Raw genomic sequence first — 19,149 nt, forward strand, 5'->3', positions numbered from 1 at the left:
GGTGTCAGTCCTTTTGTGTGAGGGCCGCGGCCGTGTCGGGGGCCGCTGCTGCGGTGGAGTGGCTCAGGTCAGCGGGCTCGGGCAGGAGGTATTCGAGCCGGGCCCACAGGCGGGCCGTCGAGAGCTGCACCTCGATGCGTTCCATCTCCAGCGCCAGGGCCATGCGCCGCGCCGCAAGCACATCGCCCAGTCGGGCGTTGCCGCCGCGGTAGGCCGCCTGCGCCAGGTCGGCGCGCTGGCGCGCCAAGGGCAGGCGCTCCTTGTCGATCAGCGCCAGTTGTTCCAGGCCACCACGCCAGGCCGCCAGCCAGCGCTCGGCCTCGGCGAGCACCTCGCGCGAGCGCTCTTCGCGCTCGGCCTGCAGCTCGTCCACCCGGGCCAGCCGCGCCGCCAGCAAGCGATCTTGCCGCTGCGCGCGGTCCCATTGCAGGGGTACCGACACCGCCAGCGAGACCATGTTGTCAAAGCCCGGCCGCCGGTGAACAAACGCCAGCTCGCCGCTCCAATCGGGCTGGCGGTCTTGCCGCGCCAGTTCGGCGTCGGCTTCAGCTGCTGACAGGCGAGCGCTGAACAACGCCAGATCCGGGTGTTGCTGCAGGTGCGGCGCGAATCCCGTTGCCGAGAACGCCAATGACCTCAGTGCGGGCGCTTCGCCCAAGGGCTGGCCGAGCGGCGTGCCGGTCCAGCGGGCCAGCGCCTGGCGCGCGTTGTCCAGGGCGGCCTCGGCCCCCAGCAGGGCTTGCTGAGTCTGGGCGAGCGCGTCGCGCGCAGTCAACCAGTCCACCGAAGGACTGCTGGCACCGGCGGGTAGCGCGCCGCGCGTAGCGGCTTCGGCCGCCTGGAGCTGCAGGCGGTTCTCGGTCAGTTGTGCACGCAGCAGCGACACCCGCTGTTCCTGGGCCTGCCGTTCAAACCACGCGATGGCGGTGTCGCGCCGCAGGCTGGCGGCGCGCTGTGCCCGTGTGGCCAGGGCCACGTCGGCTTCGCGCTCGAAGCGCTGCGAGCGGGCCTGGCGCTTGCCCTCGGCAGGGAACGCCTGCATCAGCGACACGGCCTTGCTGGTCATCCTCTCGCTGGATATGCTGAAGCGGTTGTCGCCTTCAATGGGCAGGTTGTTGAGCGAGAACCGCAGCACCGGGTCTGGCCGCTGACCCGCTGCCACAGCAGCCTCTCGCGCCGAACGGGCGGCGGCGTCTTGCGCGCTCAGGGCCTGCGAGCGCGCCATTGCAGCCTGAACCGCCATGGAAAGACCCAGCGCCCCTTGCTCCGATGCCCGGGCGGGTGATGCAACGCCCAGACACAGGGCGAGCAGCAGGGCTGCGGTGTTGAAGACGTGTTTGGGCGTAATGGCGCCAACCAACGGCCGGGCTTGCCGGTTGTTGCCGGGTGGAAAGACATGCATGTCTGTGCTCCATGAAGATGAACATGGGCTGCAGGCGCCATGGGCGCGCAGCCACGTCACGGACTGCGGACCGCCTCAGCGGCAGCGCGCAGTCCGGATCAGTGGAGTCAGAGGGTGGGGGGGCGCCAGACGCTGGCGCCAGCGCCGTCGGGCGGCGTGGGCGAGCCGACCACGAGCAGCACGCTCGACGGCTGGGTCTGGACGAAAGGCTGCGAGAAAGGCGTCATCCAGCCGGTGGGGGCCTGGCATTCCTGGCCGGTCTTGCAGAGTTTGCCGGTCAGCGCAAAGGTGGCTGCGTCGTTGCAACAGTCGCCAAGTTCGGCCGTCTGCTCAATGTCGCCGTTGGCAGCCATTGATTGCATGACCATCATGTCGCCCATGGGGCATGGCGCCTGCACACCCGCAGCCGCCGCCCATCCCTGGAGCGAGATGCTCAGGCTCAGCAGGAAGGCGACGAACGAGCGCATGGGCGGATTCTAGGCCGACATCGCGGATTCAGCGCGTGGCAGACGGAACACCCCGATCAAAGCCTGTCACAACTGCTGCATTGGCCGGTCTGAATGGGCGGGCAAGGCACCGAGCCGTAGGAACAGAACACGCAGCAGTCACCGGGCTGGGGCTTGAGCACCTCGTGGCACTGCTCACATTCGTAGAACCACTGGCACGCATCGGTGGGCATGGTTTCGGTTTTGCAGTGCCCGCAATGGGGGCAGGTGAGCGTGGAGATCAGGTTCACCGCGCTCATGGCTGGCGCTCCGCCAGGGTGGATGGGTAACCCGCTCCCGCCGTGGCACGCATCAAGGCGTCGACCTGGGTCCGTTCGTTGTCAAACGTGACCAGGGCTTCTTTCCGTTCGAAGTTCACTTGAGCCTGGCTGACCCCTGCCACCTGGAGCAGGGCTTTCTTGATGGTGATCGGGCAGACCGGGCAATCCATGGTCGGCACGGACAGCCTGACGGTCTGGGGGGCGGCCACCGCGATGCCCGCTGTCAGGAAGAGTGCCAGAGACAGACAGATCTTCTTCATGAGGTGCCTTTCAGTAAAACCAGTGCGCGATGAATGGGAACACCAGCGCCACGGCGATCAGGGCCACGGCCAAGCCAAACAGCCATTGGTAGGCGCGCTTGACCGGAGGCAACGCACAGACCTGACCCGGTTCGCAGACCTGGGCCGGTCGCCAGATGCGGCGCCAGGCCAGCGCCAGTGCAAGCACCGCTGCGCCGAGGAACACAGGTTGCAAGGGGCCCAATTGAGTCAGGTGGCCGATCCATGCGCCAGAAATGCCCAGGGAGATCAACAACAAAGGCCCCAGGCAGCAAGCAGACGCAAGCAGGGCCGCCAGCCCGCCCGTCAACAGCGCCCACAGGCCGGTTTTCTGACTGGTGTTGGTGGATTGGTGGGTGTTCATAGCGTAAGCTTAAAACCGTACCTAAGTACGGAGTCAAGCAGCATGTCTGGCACTTTCACCATCGGAGCCCTGGCGCAAGCCGCCGGGGTGAATCTGGAAACCATCCGCTTCTACCAGCGTCGGGGACTGTTGTCAGAGCCGGAGCGGCCTCAAGGCGGCGTCCGCCGCTATGGAGAACCTGAACTGGCACGGGTTCGTTTCATCAAGTCGGCACAGCGCCTGGGTTTCAGCCTGGACGAGGTGGCCGAGCTGCTGAAGCTGGAAGACGGCTCGCATTGCGGTCAGGCTCGCGCGCAAGGGGAACGGAAACTGGCCGATGTGCGCGCCCGACTGGCGGACTTGCAGCGCATCGAACAAGCCTTGTCCGAATTGGTGGAGCGTTGCCACAGTGCACGAGGACGGGTGTGTTGCCCGTTGATCGCATCGCTGCAGAGTTGATCGGTTGCACCAAATCAGCTCTGCACCGTGAGCGGCCCGTCGCCGTTGAATGGCCGCTGCTGAAGATGCCGCGGACGCTCGCCTTGCAGGATGACAAATGTCAGGTTCCGGCCGCGGCTGTCATCGGACTGCAAAACCTGACTGGCTGGAGTCAGCCTTGAACCGACATCGTGATGCCGAGGACGGACGTGCAGCGTTTGCTGCAGGTCAAGCGGTCCACCCTGTAGGGAGGGCTAGCTGCTGGGAGCAGCCCATATCTCGATGACGCCGTTTCCAACGGCTCACCGATGTATAGGAAACCCGGGTCGATTTACGGATGTTGAGCCTTCAGAGCACCAAGATAGCTCTGAAATCGTTCACGTTCGTGTGAGTGGGGCCTGTGATCACCAGATCATTCAATGTCTTGAAAAAGCCATAAGAGTCGTGGCGATCGAGATGGTGCTGCAGGGACAGCCCCGCCAACTCGCTGCGGGCGACGGTATCTGGTGTGACCAACGCGCCAGCGTTGATCTCGACACCGTCGATGCCATCTGTGTCAGCGGCCAGCGCCCAGATGTTGGGCTCCCCCTTGAGGGTCAATGCAAGACCCAGGCAAAACTCGCCAGCCCGGCCACCGCGGCCTCGGTTAGGGACCAATGGATTCACAGTGACTGTGGTCTCTCCGCCCGAGAGGATGACGCACGGCCTCTGAAGGGAGCTTTTGCCGTGGGCCACCGCCCGCGCAATCTCGGCGTGCACCTTTGCCACCTCGCGCGATTCGCCTTCGATCGAGTCGCTCAGCACATGAGCGTTGAAGCCCGCCTGGCGAGCGGTTTCTGCTGCCGCCTGCAGCGATTTCCATGGCGTGGCTATCAGCGAGACGTTGTGGTTCCATGTTGAAGGGCTCGCATCGGCAGCGTGCGCGCGCGCCTCGCATTCAAGGTGTTCCAGAACCGATCCCGGGACACGAATACCGTGGCGTTTGAGCAGTTCAAGCGCCTCGCCCGGCGAACTCGTACACGGGATGGTCGGCCCGCTGCCGATGACCGAAGGGTCGTCACCGGGTACATCACTGATGGCCAGCGTCACCACCTTCGCCGGTGCGCAAGCCTTAGCTAGCTGACCGCCTTTGATCCGGGACAGGTGCCGACGGATCACATTCATGTCCTTGATGTTGGCCCCGCATGCCAATAACTGCCGGTTGATGTCCTGCTTCTGTTCGAGCGACAGCCCTTCCACCGGCAACGTCAGCAGCGAGGATGCTCCGCCGGACATCAGGCACAGCACCAGATCGTTCTCGGTCAGTCCCGCCACTTCCGACAGCATCCGCTCGGCCGCATCGACGCTGGCCTGGTCCGGGACCGGGTGCGCAGCCTCCAGGACTTCGATCCGATGCGAGAGCCCGTGTGGACGCGGCGGGACATGGCCATAACGCGTCACCACTGCACCCGAAATCGCGTACCCGGGCTGCCAGTGCTCTTCTACCGCGAGAGCCATGGCCGCCGCGGCTTTCCCGGCGCCCACTACCACGGTGCGACCTTTGGGGGGCGCTGGAAGGTAGGTTGCAATGACCTCGCGGGGGTGGGCGCGGCCGATTGCGCTCAGAAACATGGCTTGGAGCAGATCTCGGGGATTCATGGTGATCACGGCGTGAAAGGGGCGGGTCAGTGCAACGGGATGCAGCGATGGAAGGGATAGAGTCGTTGCGCGTTGTCGTCGGCCTGGTCGGGCGAAATGAAGCCCTCGTCGGACCACCAGCATCCGGCATCGGCCTGTGGCAGGCCACTGCCCAGCACCACCCGGTCCGGGCTATGGCGGCACACCAGCCGGTTCATGGGGTGGAAGCAGTCGTCTGACTGTGAGCCGGTCAGCTTGAGGTAAACATTGCCCATGTCAAACCACCATAGGATGGTCCGACTGGATGCCTCGTGCGTTTCGGCGCGGGACAGCTGTGGTGCGAGGCAGAACCGGCGGTCCAGGCGGGCGAAAACCGGGGCGAGCCTGCCCACTAGGGTCCAGGGCATGTCCAGTTCGATGTGCCAGGTGCGGGGCAACGCGTCGTGCAGACGTTGCACCTCATCGTGGGAGCGGGCGCGGGAGTCGGAATCCGTAAAGCGGACCAAGGCACCACAGGTGCCCTGGGCTTGCAGGCGGTCAAAGCCCAGTACCAGGTCGTGGCCGTTGATGACCGCCACGCCACAGGCGCCCTGGCCTGGACCGAGACGCGACAACCACTCGTTCCTGGATCTCGGGTCTGCGCCCTTCTGCACAAACACCACGCCGGACGGCTTCCAGCGCCTGAGATGCTGGTCCACGCGGTCCGGATGCGTGAGACTGGAGACCTCCAGGTGGCAGTCGTAGTGCATGGCGTTGCCGGACTACACCGTCACAAGATTTCTAGGCTGACCGTTCACGAACCCTTCGATGTTGTCGATGAGCTGGTCGGCGAGGCCTTGAATGGCCTCGTCACTCGCCCAGGCCACGTGGGGCGTGAGGATGAAGTCGGGCCGCTGGCTCAGGGCCATGAACGGGTGATCGGGCGGCGGCGGTTCGACGCTGACAACATCAAAGCCAGCGCCGGAAATCTGCCCCGAGGCCAGCGCCGCAGCCACGGAAGACTCGTCGACAAGGCCGCCACGCGCGGTGTTAATGAGCAGGGGCCTGCGCTGCATCTTCGCGAATTCGGGGGCGCCGATCATGCCCCGCGTCTCGTCGTTGAGTGGGCAGTGCAGGGTGATGATGTCGGCGCGTGCCAGCACATCGTCAAACGGCGTGTAGAGGGTTCCCATGGGCTGGTGGCCCTTGAAGCCCGAGAACAGCACCCGCATGCCCAGCGCTCTGCCCATCGTGGCCACGGACTGTCCCAGCACGCCATCGCCGATCACCCCGAGAGTGGACCCCGCCAGGTCGCGGATCGGGTAGTCGAAATAGCAGAATTGGCCCGACGACTGCCAGCGACCGGCGTTGACCGAATCGCGGTAGGCGCAGATGCTGCGGCGCAGGGCGAAGATGAGAGCAAAGGTATGCTCGGGCACCGTATGGACCGCGTAGTTGCGGATGTTGCTGACCGCAATGCCACGGGCCGCACAGGCCTTGAGGTCCACGTTGTCGGTACCGGTGGCGGCCACCGCCACCAGCTTGAGGCGCGGGGCCTGCCGCAGCATGTCCTGCGTCAGCCGCACCTTGTTGATGACCACGATGTCGGCCTCGGCAATGCGCGGCACGACCTCGTCGGGTACCGTCTTGCCGTGGATCGTCAACTGGTGAGAAAACCCGGGACGGCGCAGCACCGTCTGCGGCGAAATGGTGTCCCGGTCGAGAAATACGATATTCATGGATGGCATCACCGATTGCGTTTTGCGTAGAAGTCACGGATGAAGTCAAGACGCGAAGAGGCCTTCAACGGGGCGGTCGAGAGGTTGGCACCAAATTCGAAGTAGGTTTCGTTCGTCGGTGTGTAGGCTGGCCAGTTGGGCAAATCGCCTGTGTTGGGATTGCCCGTCTTGACAAAACTTGCCCAGGCAGAGGCCATGGCGGCAGAGACCTTCTCGTCTGACTTATCGAAAGGTCGGAGCCGACCTCTGTGCAACGCACCAAGGTTTTCGAACGGGTATTGAAGTTCATCACCGTGAATAGGGTCGATGGCCGCTGCGTTGCGACGCTGCGAGAAGACATACCGGTAAACCCTAGGCTGGCGAGGTGCCACGGTGCGTAGCATTTCCCGGGTACCGAACTGGTACTGAGTGTCGGACACGAGATCACTGAGAACCTTCATGACATCTGCATCGCTGCTTGCCTCGTATTCCTTCAACGCTCGCGCTTCGTCCCCCAGGAAGTTTCGAGTTATGTACGCGTTAAGGTCTGGCACGGTCTTCAATGCCAGGCGGCGGGCAATTCCCGCGCCTTCGTTCGACACAGTTCCCACGATCAACGGAATCTGCATGTGCTTGCCTTCGCGGTATGCGGCCCGATCATCCCTGGGAACCACATAGCCATCGACGATGGTGCCAATCCCGCGCGAACTAGTCACTTCGCGGCTGGGCGGCGAGACGTCGGCGAGTCTCTTGACAAGATCTTCGGCCGGTAAGCGGCGCAAAGCAGAGATGTCCGGTCCCACTGTCATCCCGAACTCCTCAGCCTCCTTCAGAACACTCATGGGTCTCATAACGCCAACGCTCTGCAGAATGGCTTGCTGAAACAGCCCGCGAGACAGATCAGAAGTCATCAATGAGCTGATGGACATCGCTCCGGCCGACTGACCAGCGACTGTGACTCGGAGGGGATCGCCACCGAAGGCCGAAATATTGCGCTGAATCCATTTCAGGGCCGCAATCTGGTCCATGAGTGCATAGTTTCCGGACGCCTTGTGCGGACTCTCCGCCGTCAACTGGGGATGCGCCATGAAGCCGAATAGACCCATACGGTAGTTGAAGGTAACGACGACGACACCTCTTCGTGCGAGCGCCTCTCCGTCGTAAGTTGGGTGGGAGCCGGAGCCATAGGTGAATCCGCCGCCATAGATCCAAACAAGCACCGGAAGACGCTCAGCAGAGGTCCTGGCGGGCGTCCACACGTTGACCGATAGGCAATCCTCGCTCATACCAGCACCGCGCAACTCCGGGTACTCGTTGGGCTGCATGCAGTCGGGACCGAACTTGCTGCCATCACGAACTCCCGACGACGTAGGCGCAGCCTGTGGTTCTCTCCAACGCAACGCTCCGATGGGTGCCTTGGCGTAGGGAATGCCTCGGAACGCAAGAACGTCCGTGCCAGTGCCAGACACCAGCCCCCCCTCGGTCTGAACAGCTTCAGTCAGACTTCTTTCGGGGTTGAGTCCGGCACAGCCAGAAAGAGACAACACAATGAAGACAGCGCTAAGAAATTTCATAATCCGCTCCTTGGCCATGGTCAGTCCAAGGTGATGGCGGCCTTCTTGATCACCTGGCCCCAAAAATCGAGTTCCCTCTTCGTGTATGCGCCGAGCTGGGCGGGTGTCATGACTTCGGTCGTCGTGCCCGAATCCTCAGCCTTCTTCTTGACGTCGGCCTGCTGAAGAATCTTGCTGACGGCCTGATTCAGGGTTTGCACCACGTCGGCGGGCGTGCCGGCGGGCGCGTACAGAGCAAACCAGGAATCCAGCTTGAACTGTGGCAGGCCGGCTTCCGCTACCGTGGGTACATCGGGCAGCGAAGGCAAGCGCTTGTCGCTGGTCACAGCGAGAGCTTTCATCTTGCCCGCCTGTATCTGGCTCACCACTGAAGCGGGCGTGGTGATGAACATGTCCACATTGCCTCCCAGCAGGTCCTGCACTGCCGGTCCTGCTCCCTTGTAGGGCACATGGGTCATCTCTGTTCCCGTCTGCTGCTGCAGCATCTCGGCAGCAATGTGCTGGATGGAGCCGTTGCCCGATGACGCATAGTTCAGCTTGCCCGGGTTGGCCTTGGCGAAAGTGACCAGCTCTTGCATGCTCTTGAACGGCAGTCCCGTCTTGGTCACCACCACCTGCGGCGCCCGGGTCATCATGGCCACGGGTTCGAAATCCTTGATTGGGTCCCAGCCTGCCTTCTTGAACAGGTGCGGGTTGCCGACCTGGTAACCGCTGTAGGCGACCAGCAAGGTGTAGCCATCGGGCTTGGCGCGGGCCACAGCCTGATTGCCGATGTTGCCGGCGGCACCCGCCTTGTTCTCCACGATCACCGGCTGACCCAGGGCGGTCGACAGCTGATCGGCCACCAGGCGAGCGGTGAAGTCGGTCGTACCTCCCGGAGCGCTGGGCACCACCAGTGTGATCGGTTTGTCCGGGAACTTGCCTTGCGCGTGTGTGGCGCTAGTGATGACACACAGCAGCGCCGAGGCGCCCAAGATGGTGAGGTTACGTCGCTTCATTCTTGTCTCCAGTTGGTGTGTTGAGGGAACTCAGGAATTGCTTAGGGAGCAGTCGAGCCATTGACACAGTGCCTGTGTCACAGCGGTCGGTTGCTCTAGGGTGGACAGGTGACCGCAGTCCTCGATCACGATCAGCCGGGAACCGGGTACGCACGCCGCCATGGCCTCGTGGTCCGAGACCGGCGTGACCGGGTCCTGGCGGCCACAGATCAGCAGCGTGGGAACCTTGACGCGCTCAAGGTCTTTGTGAGAGTCCGGGCGGCCCAGCATTGCGGTCTGCTGGTGGTATTGACCCAGGGCACCTACGCTGTGGGCCATGCTGCCCATCAGCGCCACCAGCGCGGCGTCGCTTGTGTGGGCTGGCAACAACCAGCGCGATGGCAGTTCCGGAATCAGCGCCTCGATGCCACCTTTCTGAACCGCGGCGATGTCGCGCAGCCGGCCATCCCGGCGGGCCGGGTGATCGGCCACTGCCGTGGTGTCGATGAGCACAAGACGCTCCAGCCGATGCAAGGCCTGGCGGATCACCTCGAACGCCATGTAGCCTCCCAGCGAGAGACCGATCAGCGTGAAGCGTTCGGGGGTGTGGGCTAGCAGGTGTTCTGCCATGGCCCCCATTGACGACTGCTCGCGGAAGACAAACACCTTGCAGTCGTGGGTCGCGCTCAACGCTTCGATCTGGTGGGCATACAGGCGCTCATCTGTCATGTGCGCGCAGGCGAACGCGAGAAAGGGGCGAGTGCTCATGCCGTGGCTCCTTGAAGGCTGGGGACCGCTTCAGGCCAGCTCAGAGATCTCGATGAGGTTCAGGTCTGGGTCGCGTACATAGACGGATCGGATCTTCTGTGTCGCGCCCGTGCGCATGACCGGTCCTTCGACGATTGGCCACGGCGCCGCACGGAGCCGTTCAATGACCTGCTCCAGCGGCACGCTGGCGATGAAGCAAAGGTCCAGCGCACCCGGCACCGGCAGGTGGGCCTTGGGTTCAAACTCTGCGCCCTGCACATGCAGGTTGATCTTCTGGTGCCCGAACTTGAACGCCTGGCGCTCCACGGGTGGTGTGCCACCGACGAAAGTCTCCAGCTGCATGCCCAGCACGCGGGTGTAGAAGTCGACGCAGGCCTCGCGGCGGGCGGTGGTGAGGACCAGGTGGTCGAGGTGGTGAATCATGCGAACTTGCTCCTGATGTCGGCGACGAAATCGGGTTCAGGGTGCAGGTCCAGGATGCGGCCGGCCTTGGCCACCTGACCCGGTACGTCGTGCCCCACGATGTCCGGAAGCTGACGGGCTACAGCGAGCAGGCGGGTCAGATCGATACCGGTCTCGTAGCCCTCGGCCTGCAGCATGTGGATCGCGTCCTCGCTGCAGATGTTGCCGCTCGCGCCCGGTGCGTAGGGGCAACCGCCCAGGCCACCCAGCGAGCCGTCGAAGCGATCGATGCCCTGCTGGGCTGCGGCCAGCACATTGGCCAGCCCCATGCCCCGCGTGTTGTGGAAGTGCAGGGTCAGCTGCAGGCCGGGGAAGCGTTTGCGCAGCGTCTCGCACAGCCGGCTCACCTGCGAAGGGTGGGCCATGCCGGTGGTGTCGCAGATGGTCAGGCCGCGCACGCCCAGTTCGGCGAAGCGGTCGGACCAGGCGATGACCACATCGGCCGGCACCAAGCCCTCCATCGGACAGCCGAAGCAGGCCGACAGCGACACATTGACCGGCACCCGGCCCTCAGCCAGCGCGACCACCTCCTTCAGTGCCGCGAAACTGCGTTCCCGAGGCATGCGCAGATTGGCCAGGTTGTGCGTTTCCGAGGTCGACATCACGAGGTTGAACTCGTCTGCTTTAGACTCAAGTGCACGCTCTGCGCCCCGCACGTTGGGCACGAGTACCGTGTACTCGACGCCTGGCACCCGCTGGATCCGACCCATCACTTCTTCTGCGTCGCGCAGCATCGGGATGGATTTGGCGGACGTGAAGGACGTCACTTCGACTTTCGCGTAGCCGCACCGGCTGAGGGCATCGACCAGCGCCACCTTGCTCTCGGTGGGAACGAACTCGGGCTCGATCTGAAAGCCGTCGCGAGTGACGACGTCATTGAAGTAAATGCGTTGCATGTCAGCGTGTCTCCACAATGCCGCGGTCGATGAGTTGCCGGATCTGGTCGGCGCTCAGTCCGATGTCGTTGAGCACCGAGACCGTGTCCTGCCCCAGACCAGGCGCCACCCGGTCGCGGGCGCCCGGCGAACGCGACAGCTTGGGCACCACACCGGGTACGGTCAGTTCGGTGCCGTCGTCCATTCGCACCTTCTCCAACATGCCTCGGGCCTGGTAGTGGGGGTCCTTGGCGATGTCCTCCACCGTGTAGATGCGGCCGGCGGGTACCGACGCCGCATCGAGCGCAGTCATCACCTCCTCCACCGTGCGGTCCTTGGTCCAGTCACCAATGACCTGGTCCAGTTCGGCGACCCGCGCCACGCGACCGGCGTTGTCGGCCAGCGCCGGATCGTTGGCCAGGTCATCACGACCGATCAGCGTCATCAGTCGACGAAAGATGCTGTCGCCGTTGCCAGCGATCAGCGCATAGCCACCATCGCGACACAAATAGGCGTTGGTGGGCGCAATGCCGGGCAGCGCCGATCCGGCGGGGCCGCGCACTGCGCCGAACGCGCTGTACTCGGGCAGCAGGCTCTCCATGCAGTTGAAGACCGCTTCGTACAGCGCCACGTCGATGACCTGGCCTTCGCCCGTGGTGTGGCGGTGCTGAAGCGCCAACAGGATGCCGATCACGCCGTGCAAGGCAGCCAGCGTGTCGCCCAGGCTGATGCCGACACGCACCGGTACGCGGCCAGGTTCTCCGGTCAGATGGCGCAATCCGCCCATGGCCTCGGCAACGACGCCAAAGCCGGGACGGTTGCGGTAGGGGCCGGTCTGGCCGTAGCCGCTGATGCGCAGCACGATCAGCCGCGGGTTGAGCGACTGAAGCTCGTCCGGGCCCAGGCCCCAGCCCTCCATGGCGCCGGGCCGGAAGTTCTCGATCAGCACATCCGATTCAGCGGCCAGGCGCCGCACGATGTCCTGGCCTTCCGGGGTGCGCAGGTCCAGCGCCAGTGAACGTTTGCTGCGCGATTGCACCTGCCACCAGACCGATGTACCGTCCTTGAGCAGACGCCACTTACGCAGCGGGTCGCCTGCACCGGGTGGCTCGATCTTGACCACATCGGCACCGAAGTCGGCCAGGGTCTTGCCAGCGAACGGCCCCGCGATCAGCTGTCCCAGTTCCAGCACCTTCAGGCCAGACAGCGGTCCGGGCCGGGGTGCTTGCGTTGTCTCACCGTGTGTGTGTTGTGTGTCCATGGCCGGCAGTGTCCGGCCGGTGGCTCACACGGTCTATTTGAACTTGGCGAGGGAAGCCTTAGCGTTTTGCTTAGGGTCGCACAGGAAATCCCGGATGGCGCGGATCGCGGGATCGGCGTCCGACCGGATGGCGATCTTGAGCTGGCGGTGCGACCAGTCGTCGCTCAAGGGCCGCCAGGCCAGCTTCATCGCCTTGATCACGGGCAGCGCCACGCCCTTGGGCAAGGCAGCGATGCCGAGGCCCGAGGCGACCATGTGACCCACGGCGTCGAAACTGCGGACCTGCATTCGCAACTTGAACGGACGCCCAGAGGAGAGAGCGGCCTGCTGCTGCTTGATCAGAAGAGCTGCGCCTGCCGTCAGGCTGATCCAGGGTTCGTCCAGTGTGTCCACAAAGGCGATCGGTGAGCGTCCTGTCAGCCGGTGACCCACAGGAAGAATCAGCACCAGTTGGTCCTGGCGAAAGTTGCGAGTTTCCAGTCCCTCGTCGTCTGGCCCTTCCACATAGGCGCCGACGTCGGTGCGACCGTCGCGCAGGCTGGAGACCACGATCTCCGAAACCTGCTCATCCAGGTCGACCTGGACATCGGGATTGACCTGGGCGTAGCGCGCCAGCAGTGGCGGCAGAAACTGGTTGATGGCTGCAGTGCTGGAAGTCAGTCGGATGTGTCGCATCACGCCTTTGCGCAGGTCGGACAGGTCTTCCATCAGCAGGTCCATCTCCTGCAGCAGCACCAGTCCGTGCTTCACAAACGCCCGGCCCGCCGGTGTCGGGTGCAGTCCACGCGAGTGCCGCTCGAACAGCGGCTCACCAATGCTCGTCTCCAGATCCCGGATGCGGCGGCTGGCTGCCGGTAGCACCAGATTGCAGTCGCGCGCCGCAGCGGTCAGGCTACCGCTCTGTGCGCACAACACGGCCAGGCGAACAGAAACGAAGTCGAAACGGGCCAGGTTGTAGGCGCTCATGTTCCGCGGATGATAGAGCGAGGCACAGCAGCACAGCGCAGCATCAGAAGCGGTAGAGGTAGCCGAGTCGAACTTCTGGCACCGATCGCCTGTCCACGAGCGGGCTCTTTCTGATCTGCTGGCCCAGCACCTCGACGCCGAGATCGAGGAACAGCGTCTGTTGTGGCGCGAGCCGGTAGTCCAGGCGCACCCCAGCCGATGTGTTTACGGTGGCATCGGGGCTGTAAGCCGAGCGACCCGGGCGGGCTTCCCCTGTCGACACGCCGTAGTAGTAGCGTGTGAACTCGCGGTCTATCCAGGTGGCGGCCAGACGCGGCGTGATGCCCAGCTCGCCCAGCGCAAAACGCCGTTCCATGCCGATCCTGACCTTCGTTCCGCCGCTGTGATCAGAGGCGTCTACCGAAATTTCGCTGGACATCGTGGCCCAGTCGAATGCATGACGACCGCGCAAGCCCAGCCAGGCGCTGTTCTTGCGCTCACCCATACCGGACAAGAAGGGCGAGTCGCTGGCCTTGAACCCATTGTCCGAATAAGTGGCGGTCAGGCCCAGGGCTGTGTCGCCCACCGTGCCGAGTTTGACCTCCAGTCCTGGTCCAAAGACCCGTACCCAGCGGTTTTCAAAGGTGACGACCGGCAATGCCTTGGTCTCGTCGTCCACACCGCGGTAAGGTGAGCTTTCAAGGATCGCGGCCAGGCCGACACCCCAGACAGACCCGTCGATGTCGGTTGGACCCCCGTGCTGTGCGAAGGCGCCAGCAGACAGCAGCATAGACCCTGCAAAGAACAGTGTTGAGAAGGTGGCGGACAGATGAGGAATTTGATTCATGGGTGTCGGGGTGAGTTGAGAAGGCTGTTGATGTCTCGACGGTTTGCGTGGTTCGAGGGCTTGGGGGCTCTTCGGATCATTCTGGACACTCGCCGAAGCGGTAGCTCGACACCGCGATGAAGCCCATCAGCCGCTCGCGGTAGATGCACTCGGCGGGGTCTTCTAGCGCGGCGCCCGCTGCAACCATCAGCGGAATCAGGTGGTCTTCGCGCGGATGGACGGCTCGGGCCTCGGGAGCACGCGTCCATTCGCACAACGCAGTCCACCTCGTGGCGCTGTCCTGCATCACCAGCGTCTGCTGCAACCAGTCATCGAATGCGACAGAACGCATTCCCATGTCAGGGCCCCGTTCATGACAGCTCATGCCACTGCCAATGATCAGCACGCCTTCGTCGCGCAGGGGTGCCAGTGCGCGACCGGCGCGCAAGTGCTCCAGAGGATCGAGGCCGGCCTTTAAGGATAGTTGCACGACTGGCACCTGGGCCTGAGGGTAGAGGGTCTGAAGCACGCTATAGCTGCCGTGGTCGTACCCGCGATCTGCGCTACCACAGGCAACAAGCCCCGAGCTTTCCAGCAAAGCGGTCACCCGCTCCGCCAGCGGGGGCGATCCTGTACTGGGGTAGCGTATGGCGTAGGTCTCGGGTGGAAAACCGAAATAGTCGTAGACCATGCCTGGTTGCGATGCGGTTGTGACTGTGAACACCGGTTCTTCCCAGTGGGCAGACACGACGAGAACCGCGCGCGGCTCCTCGGGCAACTGCCGCGGTATGGCTTGCAGTCCACGCTCAAGGCCACGCAGACTTTCGCGCAGGGGCCCTTGCAGCCAGGGCCATGGACCGCCGCCATGGCAAAGGTAGTAAGAGGGTTGGCGCATATTCAGCCGTCTGCCAATAGGCCGCGATGCGCGCGAACCCAATCCACAAAGCGCTGCGGGTCGCGGCCAGTGATGAGCCGGTAGTCGGAGGTCACATCAGCCACCCGTCCGGCGGCGGTGTTTGTGTCGAACGACGCCAGGACGCGCGCGACGCTTTCGGGAACGCCCGCCTTGCACATGCCTTGCACCAGATCCTCCAATGGCACTTGGTTCACTGTGATGGACGTGCGCAGCTCCTGTGACAGTATGGCCGCCTGCTCCTCCGTGCTCAGTGCCTCGCTACCGCTTAAGGTGTAGGTGGAGCGACCGCCATCGGCAGACGCCAACACCATGGCTGCAGCGCGCGCCAGGTCATCACGCGAGATGTTTGCCAACCTTCCCTCCCCCGCGGCGCTGTACCACTGTCCACCCTGTGCCCGGACGGCGGGGAGCGTGAAGTACAGATTCTCGAAGTACCAGTGGTTGCGCAGCACCGTCCAGCCCTTCAAATCGCTGAGAGCGAGCGCGCGCTCGGTGCCCTCATGGTCGCCAGCAATCAACAGAGGCGATAGCTCTGGCTGGGGCATGGAGGTGTAGATCAGGTGCTTTACACCAGCCTTCTCAGCTGCGGCGATGGCCTTCGTGTGCTGTTCCTGTCGGCGGCCGGGCCGGTCGATGGGGTCCGTGCTGATGAGCAACATGCGCTGTGCTCCATGGAACGCGCCACTCAGCGACGCTGGATCGTCGAAGTCTGCAGCGCGCACTTCCACCCCTCTTTCCGACAGGGCCACCAGTGCTTGTGGCCGACGCGTCGTGGCGATGATGTCTTGCGGCGCGACATGCAAGGTGTCCAGCAGATGGTGCAGGACGCGCTTGCCCAACTGGCCGGTGGCTCCGGTGACGAGCAGTTTGGTCATGATCGTGGTCCTGGCAGTGGTCAGCGATTGATCGCAGGGATGGCATGGGTGCGTCCCCACAACACGAAGGCAACGAGGGCGATCAGCACCACGTTCATAGGCAGCACTGTCGGCTCATGGCGGCCATGGACCTGATCAACACACGCTTCGGGAAAGGCACCGTGCACTCCGGTGGCACCGGCAACCCGGGAACAAATCGGGTGTGGACGATGAAGCAGGAGCGCAGGACACCGGCCTACACCACCTGTCTGGCCGACGTGCCGGTGGCAAGGGCGTAGCCGCTCAACCGCCTATGCTGATCGTTTGAAACAGATGTGAGGACGACCTCAAGGCCACAGAGTGATTGGCGATCTTCTGACCTGCCCGCTCAGCGGCGCCGTGCCCGGGCCTATCCCCTGTCGCGCGGGGGAACATACACCAAACTTTGGGATGTGGTGATGCGGCAGGACCTATCCCCGCTCGCGCGGGGGAACCTCTTGTCCTGAAAGGTCCGGGAGTTCAGCCATGGGCCTATCCCCGCTCGCGCGGGGGAACCGGAAACATGCTCCGTCGTTTCATCGCGGGCCTGGGCCTATCCCCGCTCGCGCGGGGGAACCCACGACAAAGCGGCCACCTCTCCCCTCAATTCGGGCCTATCCCCGCTCGCGCGGGGGAACCGTCGGGCTGATGGCGTTCTGCCCGGTGGTGTAGGGCCTATCCCCGCTCGCGCGGGGGAACCGCCAGCAGGCCGTCGATTCCGGCGCCCGTGTAGGGCCTATCCCCGCTCGCGCGGGGGAACCGGGTGGACACGACCAATCAGGGCGTTGTAACGCGGCCTATCCCCGCTCGCGCGGGGGAACCCCTGACATGAGCAACGCCTATGAAGACCTCCTGGGCCTATCCCCGCTCGCGCGGGGGAACCTTCGTTCATGGCGCGGGCCCTCTCTGGGAGTGGGGCCTATCCCCGCTCGCGCGGGGGAACCTGGCGCAGGCGCTGCAGCGTGTGTTGCAGCGGGGGCCTATCCCCGCTCGCGCGGGAGAACCTGCTCACCGCGCACGCCGGCATCGATCATCAGGGGCCTATCCCCGCTCGCGCGGGGGAACCGTTCATTCGGGCCGCGAACTGGGCCCTGGTCAGGGCCTATCCCCGCTCGCGCAGGGGAACCACGTGCTCGCCCACCACGCGCACCTCGGTCGTGGGCCTATCCCCGCTCGCGCGGGGGAACCGCTCAGCAAGCCTTCAACACCCAATACGGGCAGGGCCTATCCCCGCTCGCGCGGGGGAACCTTTCGGGAAGAACGCATGAGCTTGAGGGCTCGGGGCCTATCCCCGCTCGCGCGGGGGAACCAGCACCTGCAAACAGGCCCTGTGCGCCCTGCTGGGCCTATCCCCGCTCGCGCGGGGGAACCGCCGAAGGTCGGCAGCGTGGGGCGCTGGGTCTGGGCCTATCCCCGCTCGCGCGGGGGAACCTGGGCCATGTGCCACTCGCGGAAGGGTGGGCGGGGCCTATCCCCGCTCGCGCGGGGGAACCGGAGCATCAGGCGTCGCCGTGGCTGTTTGCAGGGGCCTATCCCCGCTCGCGCGGGGGAACCTCGCCAACCTTGGCTGTGACGCGCGCTTCGCCGGGCCTATCCCCGCTCGCGCGGGGGAACCTATTCAGCAGTTTTCGGGAAGGCCAACACGCTGGGCCTATCCCCGCTCGCGCGGGGGAACCATGTTGAGACGCCGACCACGCCGGCCGAATAGGGGCCTATCCCCGCTCGCGCGGGGGAACCTACGTGGGCGACCGCGACGGGTGGCTGGACTGGGGCCTATCCCCGCTCGCGCGGGGGAACCCCACCGCACGCGGTCGTCTCCGTCGCTGTCTCGGGCCTATCCCCGCTCGCGCGGGGGAACCACGATAGAGGTCCATTTGCATCAGTCCTTTTGGGGCCTATCCCCGCTCGCGCGGGGGAACCGGGGGGCCAGTAGGTATGTCCACTCATGGGCGGGGCCTATCCCCGCTCGCGCGGGGGAACCTGGCAGGAATACCCGTCCACACCTGACGAAGCGGGCCTATCCCCGCTCGCGCGGGGGAACCATTCCGGCTCTGGTGGGCGGCGTGACGGGTGCGGGCCTATCCCCGCTCGCGCGGGGGAACCGGAGCCGAAGAGGCCCAGGCGCGCGCAACGGTGGGCCTATCCCCGCTCGCGCGGGGGAACCCGTCATCCCGACATTCGGTCTGATCGCTGGGAAGGCCTATCCCCGCTCGCGCGGGGGAACCATTTCGTAGATCACTGCCTCGTGGCCTTGCTCGGGCCTATCCCCGCTCGCGCGGGGGAACCTTGAGTTCAGAGGTCTTGCGAGCTTGGTACTCGGGCCTATCCCCGCTCGCGCGGGGGAACCCTACCGCCCATGACTTCCATGATTTCCATGCGGGGCCTATCCCCGCTCGCGCGGGGGAACCGCAAACACCGACATCCGCCGCACGTTCGCGGCGGGCCTATCCCCGCTCGCGCGGGGGAACCTGCTTGGTCAGGATGTAGCAGGCGTCACGGTACGGCCTATCCCCGCTCGCGCGGGGGAACCTCGATGATCTTGAGGTAGCCATAGGTCGGCGCGGGCCTATCCCCGCTCGCGCGGGGGAACCAAGCATTCCCGCGCCGCGCCGGCTCGCCGGCTGGGCCTATCCCCGCTCGCGCGGGGGAACCCAGGTGCGGTCATGGTCAGATGAATCCTTCTACGGCCTATCCCCGCTCGCGCGGGGGAACCGAACAGCAGCGCTGCCACGGGGCGGCTGGGCAGGGCCTATCCCCGCTCGCGCGGGGGAACCCACGTAAAACGTGCTCGCTGGCGGTGCCAGCAGGGCCTATCCCCGCTCGCGCGGGGGAACCGGCGACATGGTCGAGATCGTCGACCCCGACCACGGCCTATCCCCGCTCGCGCGGGGGAACCGAGTCGAGGCCCCGGCAGTTGGACCGGCAAGGGGGCCTATCCCCGCTCGCGCGGGGGAACCAAGCTCCATTCGCCACGCCCCCTGCCTGATAGGGGCCTATCCCCGCTCGCGCGGGGGAACCAGCGTCAGTCTGCTGGCAGAGGTGCGTCGCCAGGGCCTATCCCCGCTCGCGCGGGGGAACCGAAAAGGCGCGAATGCGGGCATTCAGCGGGAG

Annotated in this window: 20 protein-coding genes and 1 CRISPR repeat array (1 of these 21 running past the window's edge); of the genes, 2 read left to right on the top strand and 18 right to left on the bottom strand. The window is 64.8% G+C overall.

From position 1 onward, the window contains the following. Positions 1-4 precede the first annotated feature (4 nt). The 5 genes from HPF_RS15970 to merT form a co-directional block, all read right to left on the bottom strand. Complete coding sequence (locus tag HPF_RS15970) at positions 5-1,402, bottom strand: TolC family protein (protein ID WP_133157159.1); 1,398 nt, start codon at positions 1,400-1,402, stop codon at positions 5-7. Between the two features lie 107 nt (positions 1,403-1,509). Continuing rightward, positions 1,510-1,869: a hypothetical protein gene (locus tag HPF_RS15975; RefSeq protein ID WP_133157160.1), complete on the bottom strand. Its 360-nt coding sequence runs from the start codon at positions 1,867-1,869 to the stop codon at positions 1,510-1,512. Positions 1,870-1,925: 56 nt separating this feature from the next. Continuing rightward, positions 1,926-2,147 (bottom strand): GDCCVxC domain-containing (seleno)protein, encoded by a 222-nt coding sequence (locus HPF_RS15980; protein WP_133157161.1) that lies wholly within the window; start codon positions 2,145-2,147, stop codon positions 1,926-1,928. Continuing rightward, a complete protein-coding gene (merP, locus tag HPF_RS15985) occupies positions 2,144-2,428 on the bottom strand; it encodes a mercury resistance system periplasmic binding protein MerP (protein WP_133157162.1) in 285 nt (94 codons plus the stop codon). The genes HPF_RS15980 and merP overlap by 4 nt, the downstream gene beginning before the upstream one ends. Before the next feature lie 10 nt (positions 2,429-2,438). Then, complete coding sequence (merT, locus tag HPF_RS15990) at positions 2,439-2,810, bottom strand: mercuric ion transporter MerT (protein WP_133157163.1); 372 nt, start codon at positions 2,808-2,810, stop codon at positions 2,439-2,441. A 42-nt stretch (positions 2,811-2,852) separates the two neighbouring features. Between merT and merR the strand changes: the two genes are divergently transcribed. Continuing rightward, complete coding sequence (merR, locus tag HPF_RS15995) at positions 2,853-3,248, top strand: Hg(II)-responsive transcriptional regulator (protein WP_133157164.1); 396 nt, start codon at positions 2,853-2,855, stop codon at positions 3,246-3,248. A 327-nt stretch (positions 3,249-3,575) separates the two neighbouring features. Here the strand turns inward: merR and HPF_RS16000 are convergent, their stop codons facing one another. The 13 genes from HPF_RS16000 to HPF_RS16060 all read right to left on the bottom strand — a co-directional run bounded on the left by HPF_RS16000 (position 3,576) and on the right by HPF_RS16060 (position 16,020). Next, on the bottom strand, positions 3,576-4,865 hold the full coding sequence (locus HPF_RS16000) for a glycerate kinase type-2 family protein (RefSeq protein ID WP_133158134.1): 1,290 nt from the start codon (positions 4,863-4,865) through the stop codon (positions 3,576-3,578). A gap of 26 nt (positions 4,866-4,891) precedes the next feature. Beyond that, positions 4,892-5,593: a hypothetical protein gene (locus HPF_RS16005; protein WP_133157165.1), complete on the bottom strand. Its 702-nt coding sequence runs from the start codon at positions 5,591-5,593 to the stop codon at positions 4,892-4,894. Positions 5,594-5,605: 12 nt separating this feature from the next. Further along, entirely contained in the window at positions 5,606-6,562 is a 957-nt protein-coding gene (locus tag HPF_RS16010; RefSeq protein ID WP_133157166.1) for a D-2-hydroxyacid dehydrogenase, read from the bottom strand. An 8-nt stretch (positions 6,563-6,570) separates the two neighbouring features. Beyond that, on the bottom strand, positions 6,571-8,133 hold the full coding sequence (locus HPF_RS16015) for a carboxylesterase/lipase family protein (RefSeq protein WP_133157167.1): 1,563 nt from the start codon (positions 8,131-8,133) through the stop codon (positions 6,571-6,573). 2 nt (positions 8,134-8,135) lie between these two features. Beyond that, on the bottom strand, positions 8,136-9,113 hold the full coding sequence (locus HPF_RS16020; protein ID WP_133157168.1) for a Bug family tripartite tricarboxylate transporter substrate binding protein: 978 nt from the start codon (positions 9,111-9,113) through the stop codon (positions 8,136-8,138). A gap of 30 nt (positions 9,114-9,143) precedes the next feature. Then, on the bottom strand, positions 9,144-9,860 hold the full coding sequence (locus HPF_RS16025; RefSeq protein ID WP_133157169.1) for an alpha/beta fold hydrolase: 717 nt from the start codon (positions 9,858-9,860) through the stop codon (positions 9,144-9,146). Positions 9,861-9,890: 30 nt separating this feature from the next. Then, the gene (locus HPF_RS16030; RefSeq protein ID WP_133157170.1) at positions 9,891-10,283 is read right to left on the bottom strand and encodes a VOC family protein; all 393 of its coding nucleotides are present in this window, start codon (positions 10,281-10,283) and stop codon (positions 9,891-9,893) included. Next, positions 10,280-11,218, bottom strand: coding sequence for a hydroxymethylglutaryl-CoA lyase (locus tag HPF_RS16035; RefSeq protein WP_133157171.1), 939 nt, complete (start codon positions 11,216-11,218; stop codon positions 10,280-10,282). The genes HPF_RS16030 and HPF_RS16035 overlap by 4 nt, the downstream gene beginning before the upstream one ends. A gap of 1 nt (position 11,219) precedes the next feature. Next, a complete protein-coding gene (locus HPF_RS16040; protein ID WP_133157172.1) occupies positions 11,220-12,458 on the bottom strand; it encodes a CaiB/BaiF CoA transferase family protein in 1,239 nt (412 codons plus the stop codon). A gap of 33 nt (positions 12,459-12,491) precedes the next feature. Continuing rightward, the gene (locus HPF_RS16045; protein WP_133157173.1) at positions 12,492-13,424 is read right to left on the bottom strand and encodes a LysR family transcriptional regulator; all 933 of its coding nucleotides are present in this window, start codon (positions 13,422-13,424) and stop codon (positions 12,492-12,494) included. A 43-nt stretch (positions 13,425-13,467) separates the two neighbouring features. After that, positions 13,468-14,250, bottom strand: coding sequence for a MipA/OmpV family protein (locus HPF_RS16050; RefSeq protein ID WP_133157174.1), 783 nt, complete (start codon positions 14,248-14,250; stop codon positions 13,468-13,470). A gap of 76 nt (positions 14,251-14,326) precedes the next feature. Next, a complete protein-coding gene (locus tag HPF_RS16055) occupies positions 14,327-15,124 on the bottom strand; it encodes a DODA-type extradiol aromatic ring-opening family dioxygenase (protein ID WP_133157175.1) in 798 nt (265 codons plus the stop codon). A gap of 2 nt (positions 15,125-15,126) precedes the next feature. Beyond that, positions 15,127-16,020 (bottom strand): SDR family oxidoreductase, encoded by an 894-nt coding sequence (locus HPF_RS16060; RefSeq protein ID WP_133157176.1) that lies wholly within the window; start codon positions 16,018-16,020, stop codon positions 15,127-15,129. A gap of 125 nt (positions 16,021-16,145) precedes the next feature. Here HPF_RS16060 and HPF_RS16070 point away from each other — a divergent pair, with 125 nt between their 5' ends. Continuing rightward, positions 16,146-16,298: a DUF4113 domain-containing protein gene (locus HPF_RS16070; RefSeq protein WP_243721597.1), complete on the top strand. Its 153-nt coding sequence runs from the start codon at positions 16,146-16,148 to the stop codon at positions 16,296-16,298. Between the two features lie 106 nt (positions 16,299-16,404). Then, positions 16,405-19,149: direct repeats of the CRISPR family, unit length 29 nt; unit sequence GGGCCTATCCCCGCTCGCGCGGGGGAACC; it runs 578 nt beyond the window's last position.

It is taken from the genome of Hydrogenophaga pseudoflava, from assembly GCF_004353865.1.
Taxonomy (GTDB): Bacteria; Pseudomonadota; Gammaproteobacteria; order Burkholderiales; family Burkholderiaceae_C; genus Hydrogenophaga; species Hydrogenophaga pseudoflava.

Bases quoted from the DNA above. Each gene is read 5' to 3' on its own strand.
- HPF_RS15970 (WP_133157159.1), bottom strand. From the start codon at position 1,402: ATGCATGTCTTTCCACCCGGCAACAACCGGCAAGCCCGGCCGTTGGTT.
- HPF_RS15975 (WP_133157160.1), bottom strand. From the start codon at position 1,869: ATGCGCTCGTTCGTCGCCTTCCTGCTGAGCCTGAGCATCTCGCTCCAG.
- HPF_RS15980 (WP_133157161.1), bottom strand. From the start codon at position 2,147: ATGAGCGCGGTGAACCTGATCTCCACGCTCACCTGCCCCCATTGCGGG.
- merP (WP_133157162.1), bottom strand. From the start codon at position 2,428: ATGAAGAAGATCTGTCTGTCTCTGGCACTCTTCCTGACAGCGGGCATC.
- merT (WP_133157163.1), bottom strand. From the start codon at position 2,810: ATGAACACCCACCAATCCACCAACACCAGTCAGAAAACCGGCCTGTGG.
- merR (WP_133157164.1), top strand. From the start codon at position 2,853: ATGTCTGGCACTTTCACCATCGGAGCCCTGGCGCAAGCCGCCGGGGTG.
- HPF_RS16000 (WP_133158134.1), bottom strand. From the start codon at position 4,865: ATGAATCCCCGAGATCTGCTCCAAGCCATGTTTCTGAGCGCAATCGGC.
- HPF_RS16005 (WP_133157165.1), bottom strand. From the start codon at position 5,593: ATGCACTACGACTGCCACCTGGAGGTCTCCAGTCTCACGCATCCGGAC.
- HPF_RS16010 (WP_133157166.1), bottom strand. From the start codon at position 6,562: ATGAATATCGTATTTCTCGACCGGGACACCATTTCGCCGCAGACGGTG.
- HPF_RS16015 (WP_133157167.1), bottom strand. From the start codon at position 8,133: ATGGCCAAGGAGCGGATTATGAAATTTCTTAGCGCTGTCTTCATTGTG.
- HPF_RS16020 (WP_133157168.1), bottom strand. From the start codon at position 9,113: ATGAAGCGACGTAACCTCACCATCTTGGGCGCCTCGGCGCTGCTGTGT.
- HPF_RS16025 (WP_133157169.1), bottom strand. From the start codon at position 9,860: ATGAGCACTCGCCCCTTTCTCGCGTTCGCCTGCGCGCACATGACAGAT.
- HPF_RS16030 (WP_133157170.1), bottom strand. From the start codon at position 10,283: ATGATTCACCACCTCGACCACCTGGTCCTCACCACCGCCCGCCGCGAG.
- HPF_RS16035 (WP_133157171.1), bottom strand. From the start codon at position 11,218: ATGCAACGCATTTACTTCAATGACGTCGTCACTCGCGACGGCTTTCAG.
- HPF_RS16040 (WP_133157172.1), bottom strand. From the start codon at position 12,458: ATGGACACACAACACACACACGGTGAGACAACGCAAGCACCCCGGCCC.
- HPF_RS16045 (WP_133157173.1), bottom strand. From the start codon at position 13,424: ATGAGCGCCTACAACCTGGCCCGTTTCGACTTCGTTTCTGTTCGCCTG.
- HPF_RS16050 (WP_133157174.1), bottom strand. From the start codon at position 14,250: ATGAATCAAATTCCTCATCTGTCCGCCACCTTCTCAACACTGTTCTTT.
- HPF_RS16055 (WP_133157175.1), bottom strand. From the start codon at position 15,124: ATGCGCCAACCCTCTTACTACCTTTGCCATGGCGGCGGTCCATGGCCC.
- HPF_RS16060 (WP_133157176.1), bottom strand. From the start codon at position 16,020: ATGACCAAACTGCTCGTCACCGGAGCCACCGGCCAGTTGGGCAAGCGC.
- HPF_RS16070 (WP_243721597.1), top strand. From the start codon at position 16,146: ATGGACCTGATCAACACACGCTTCGGGAAAGGCACCGTGCACTCCGGT.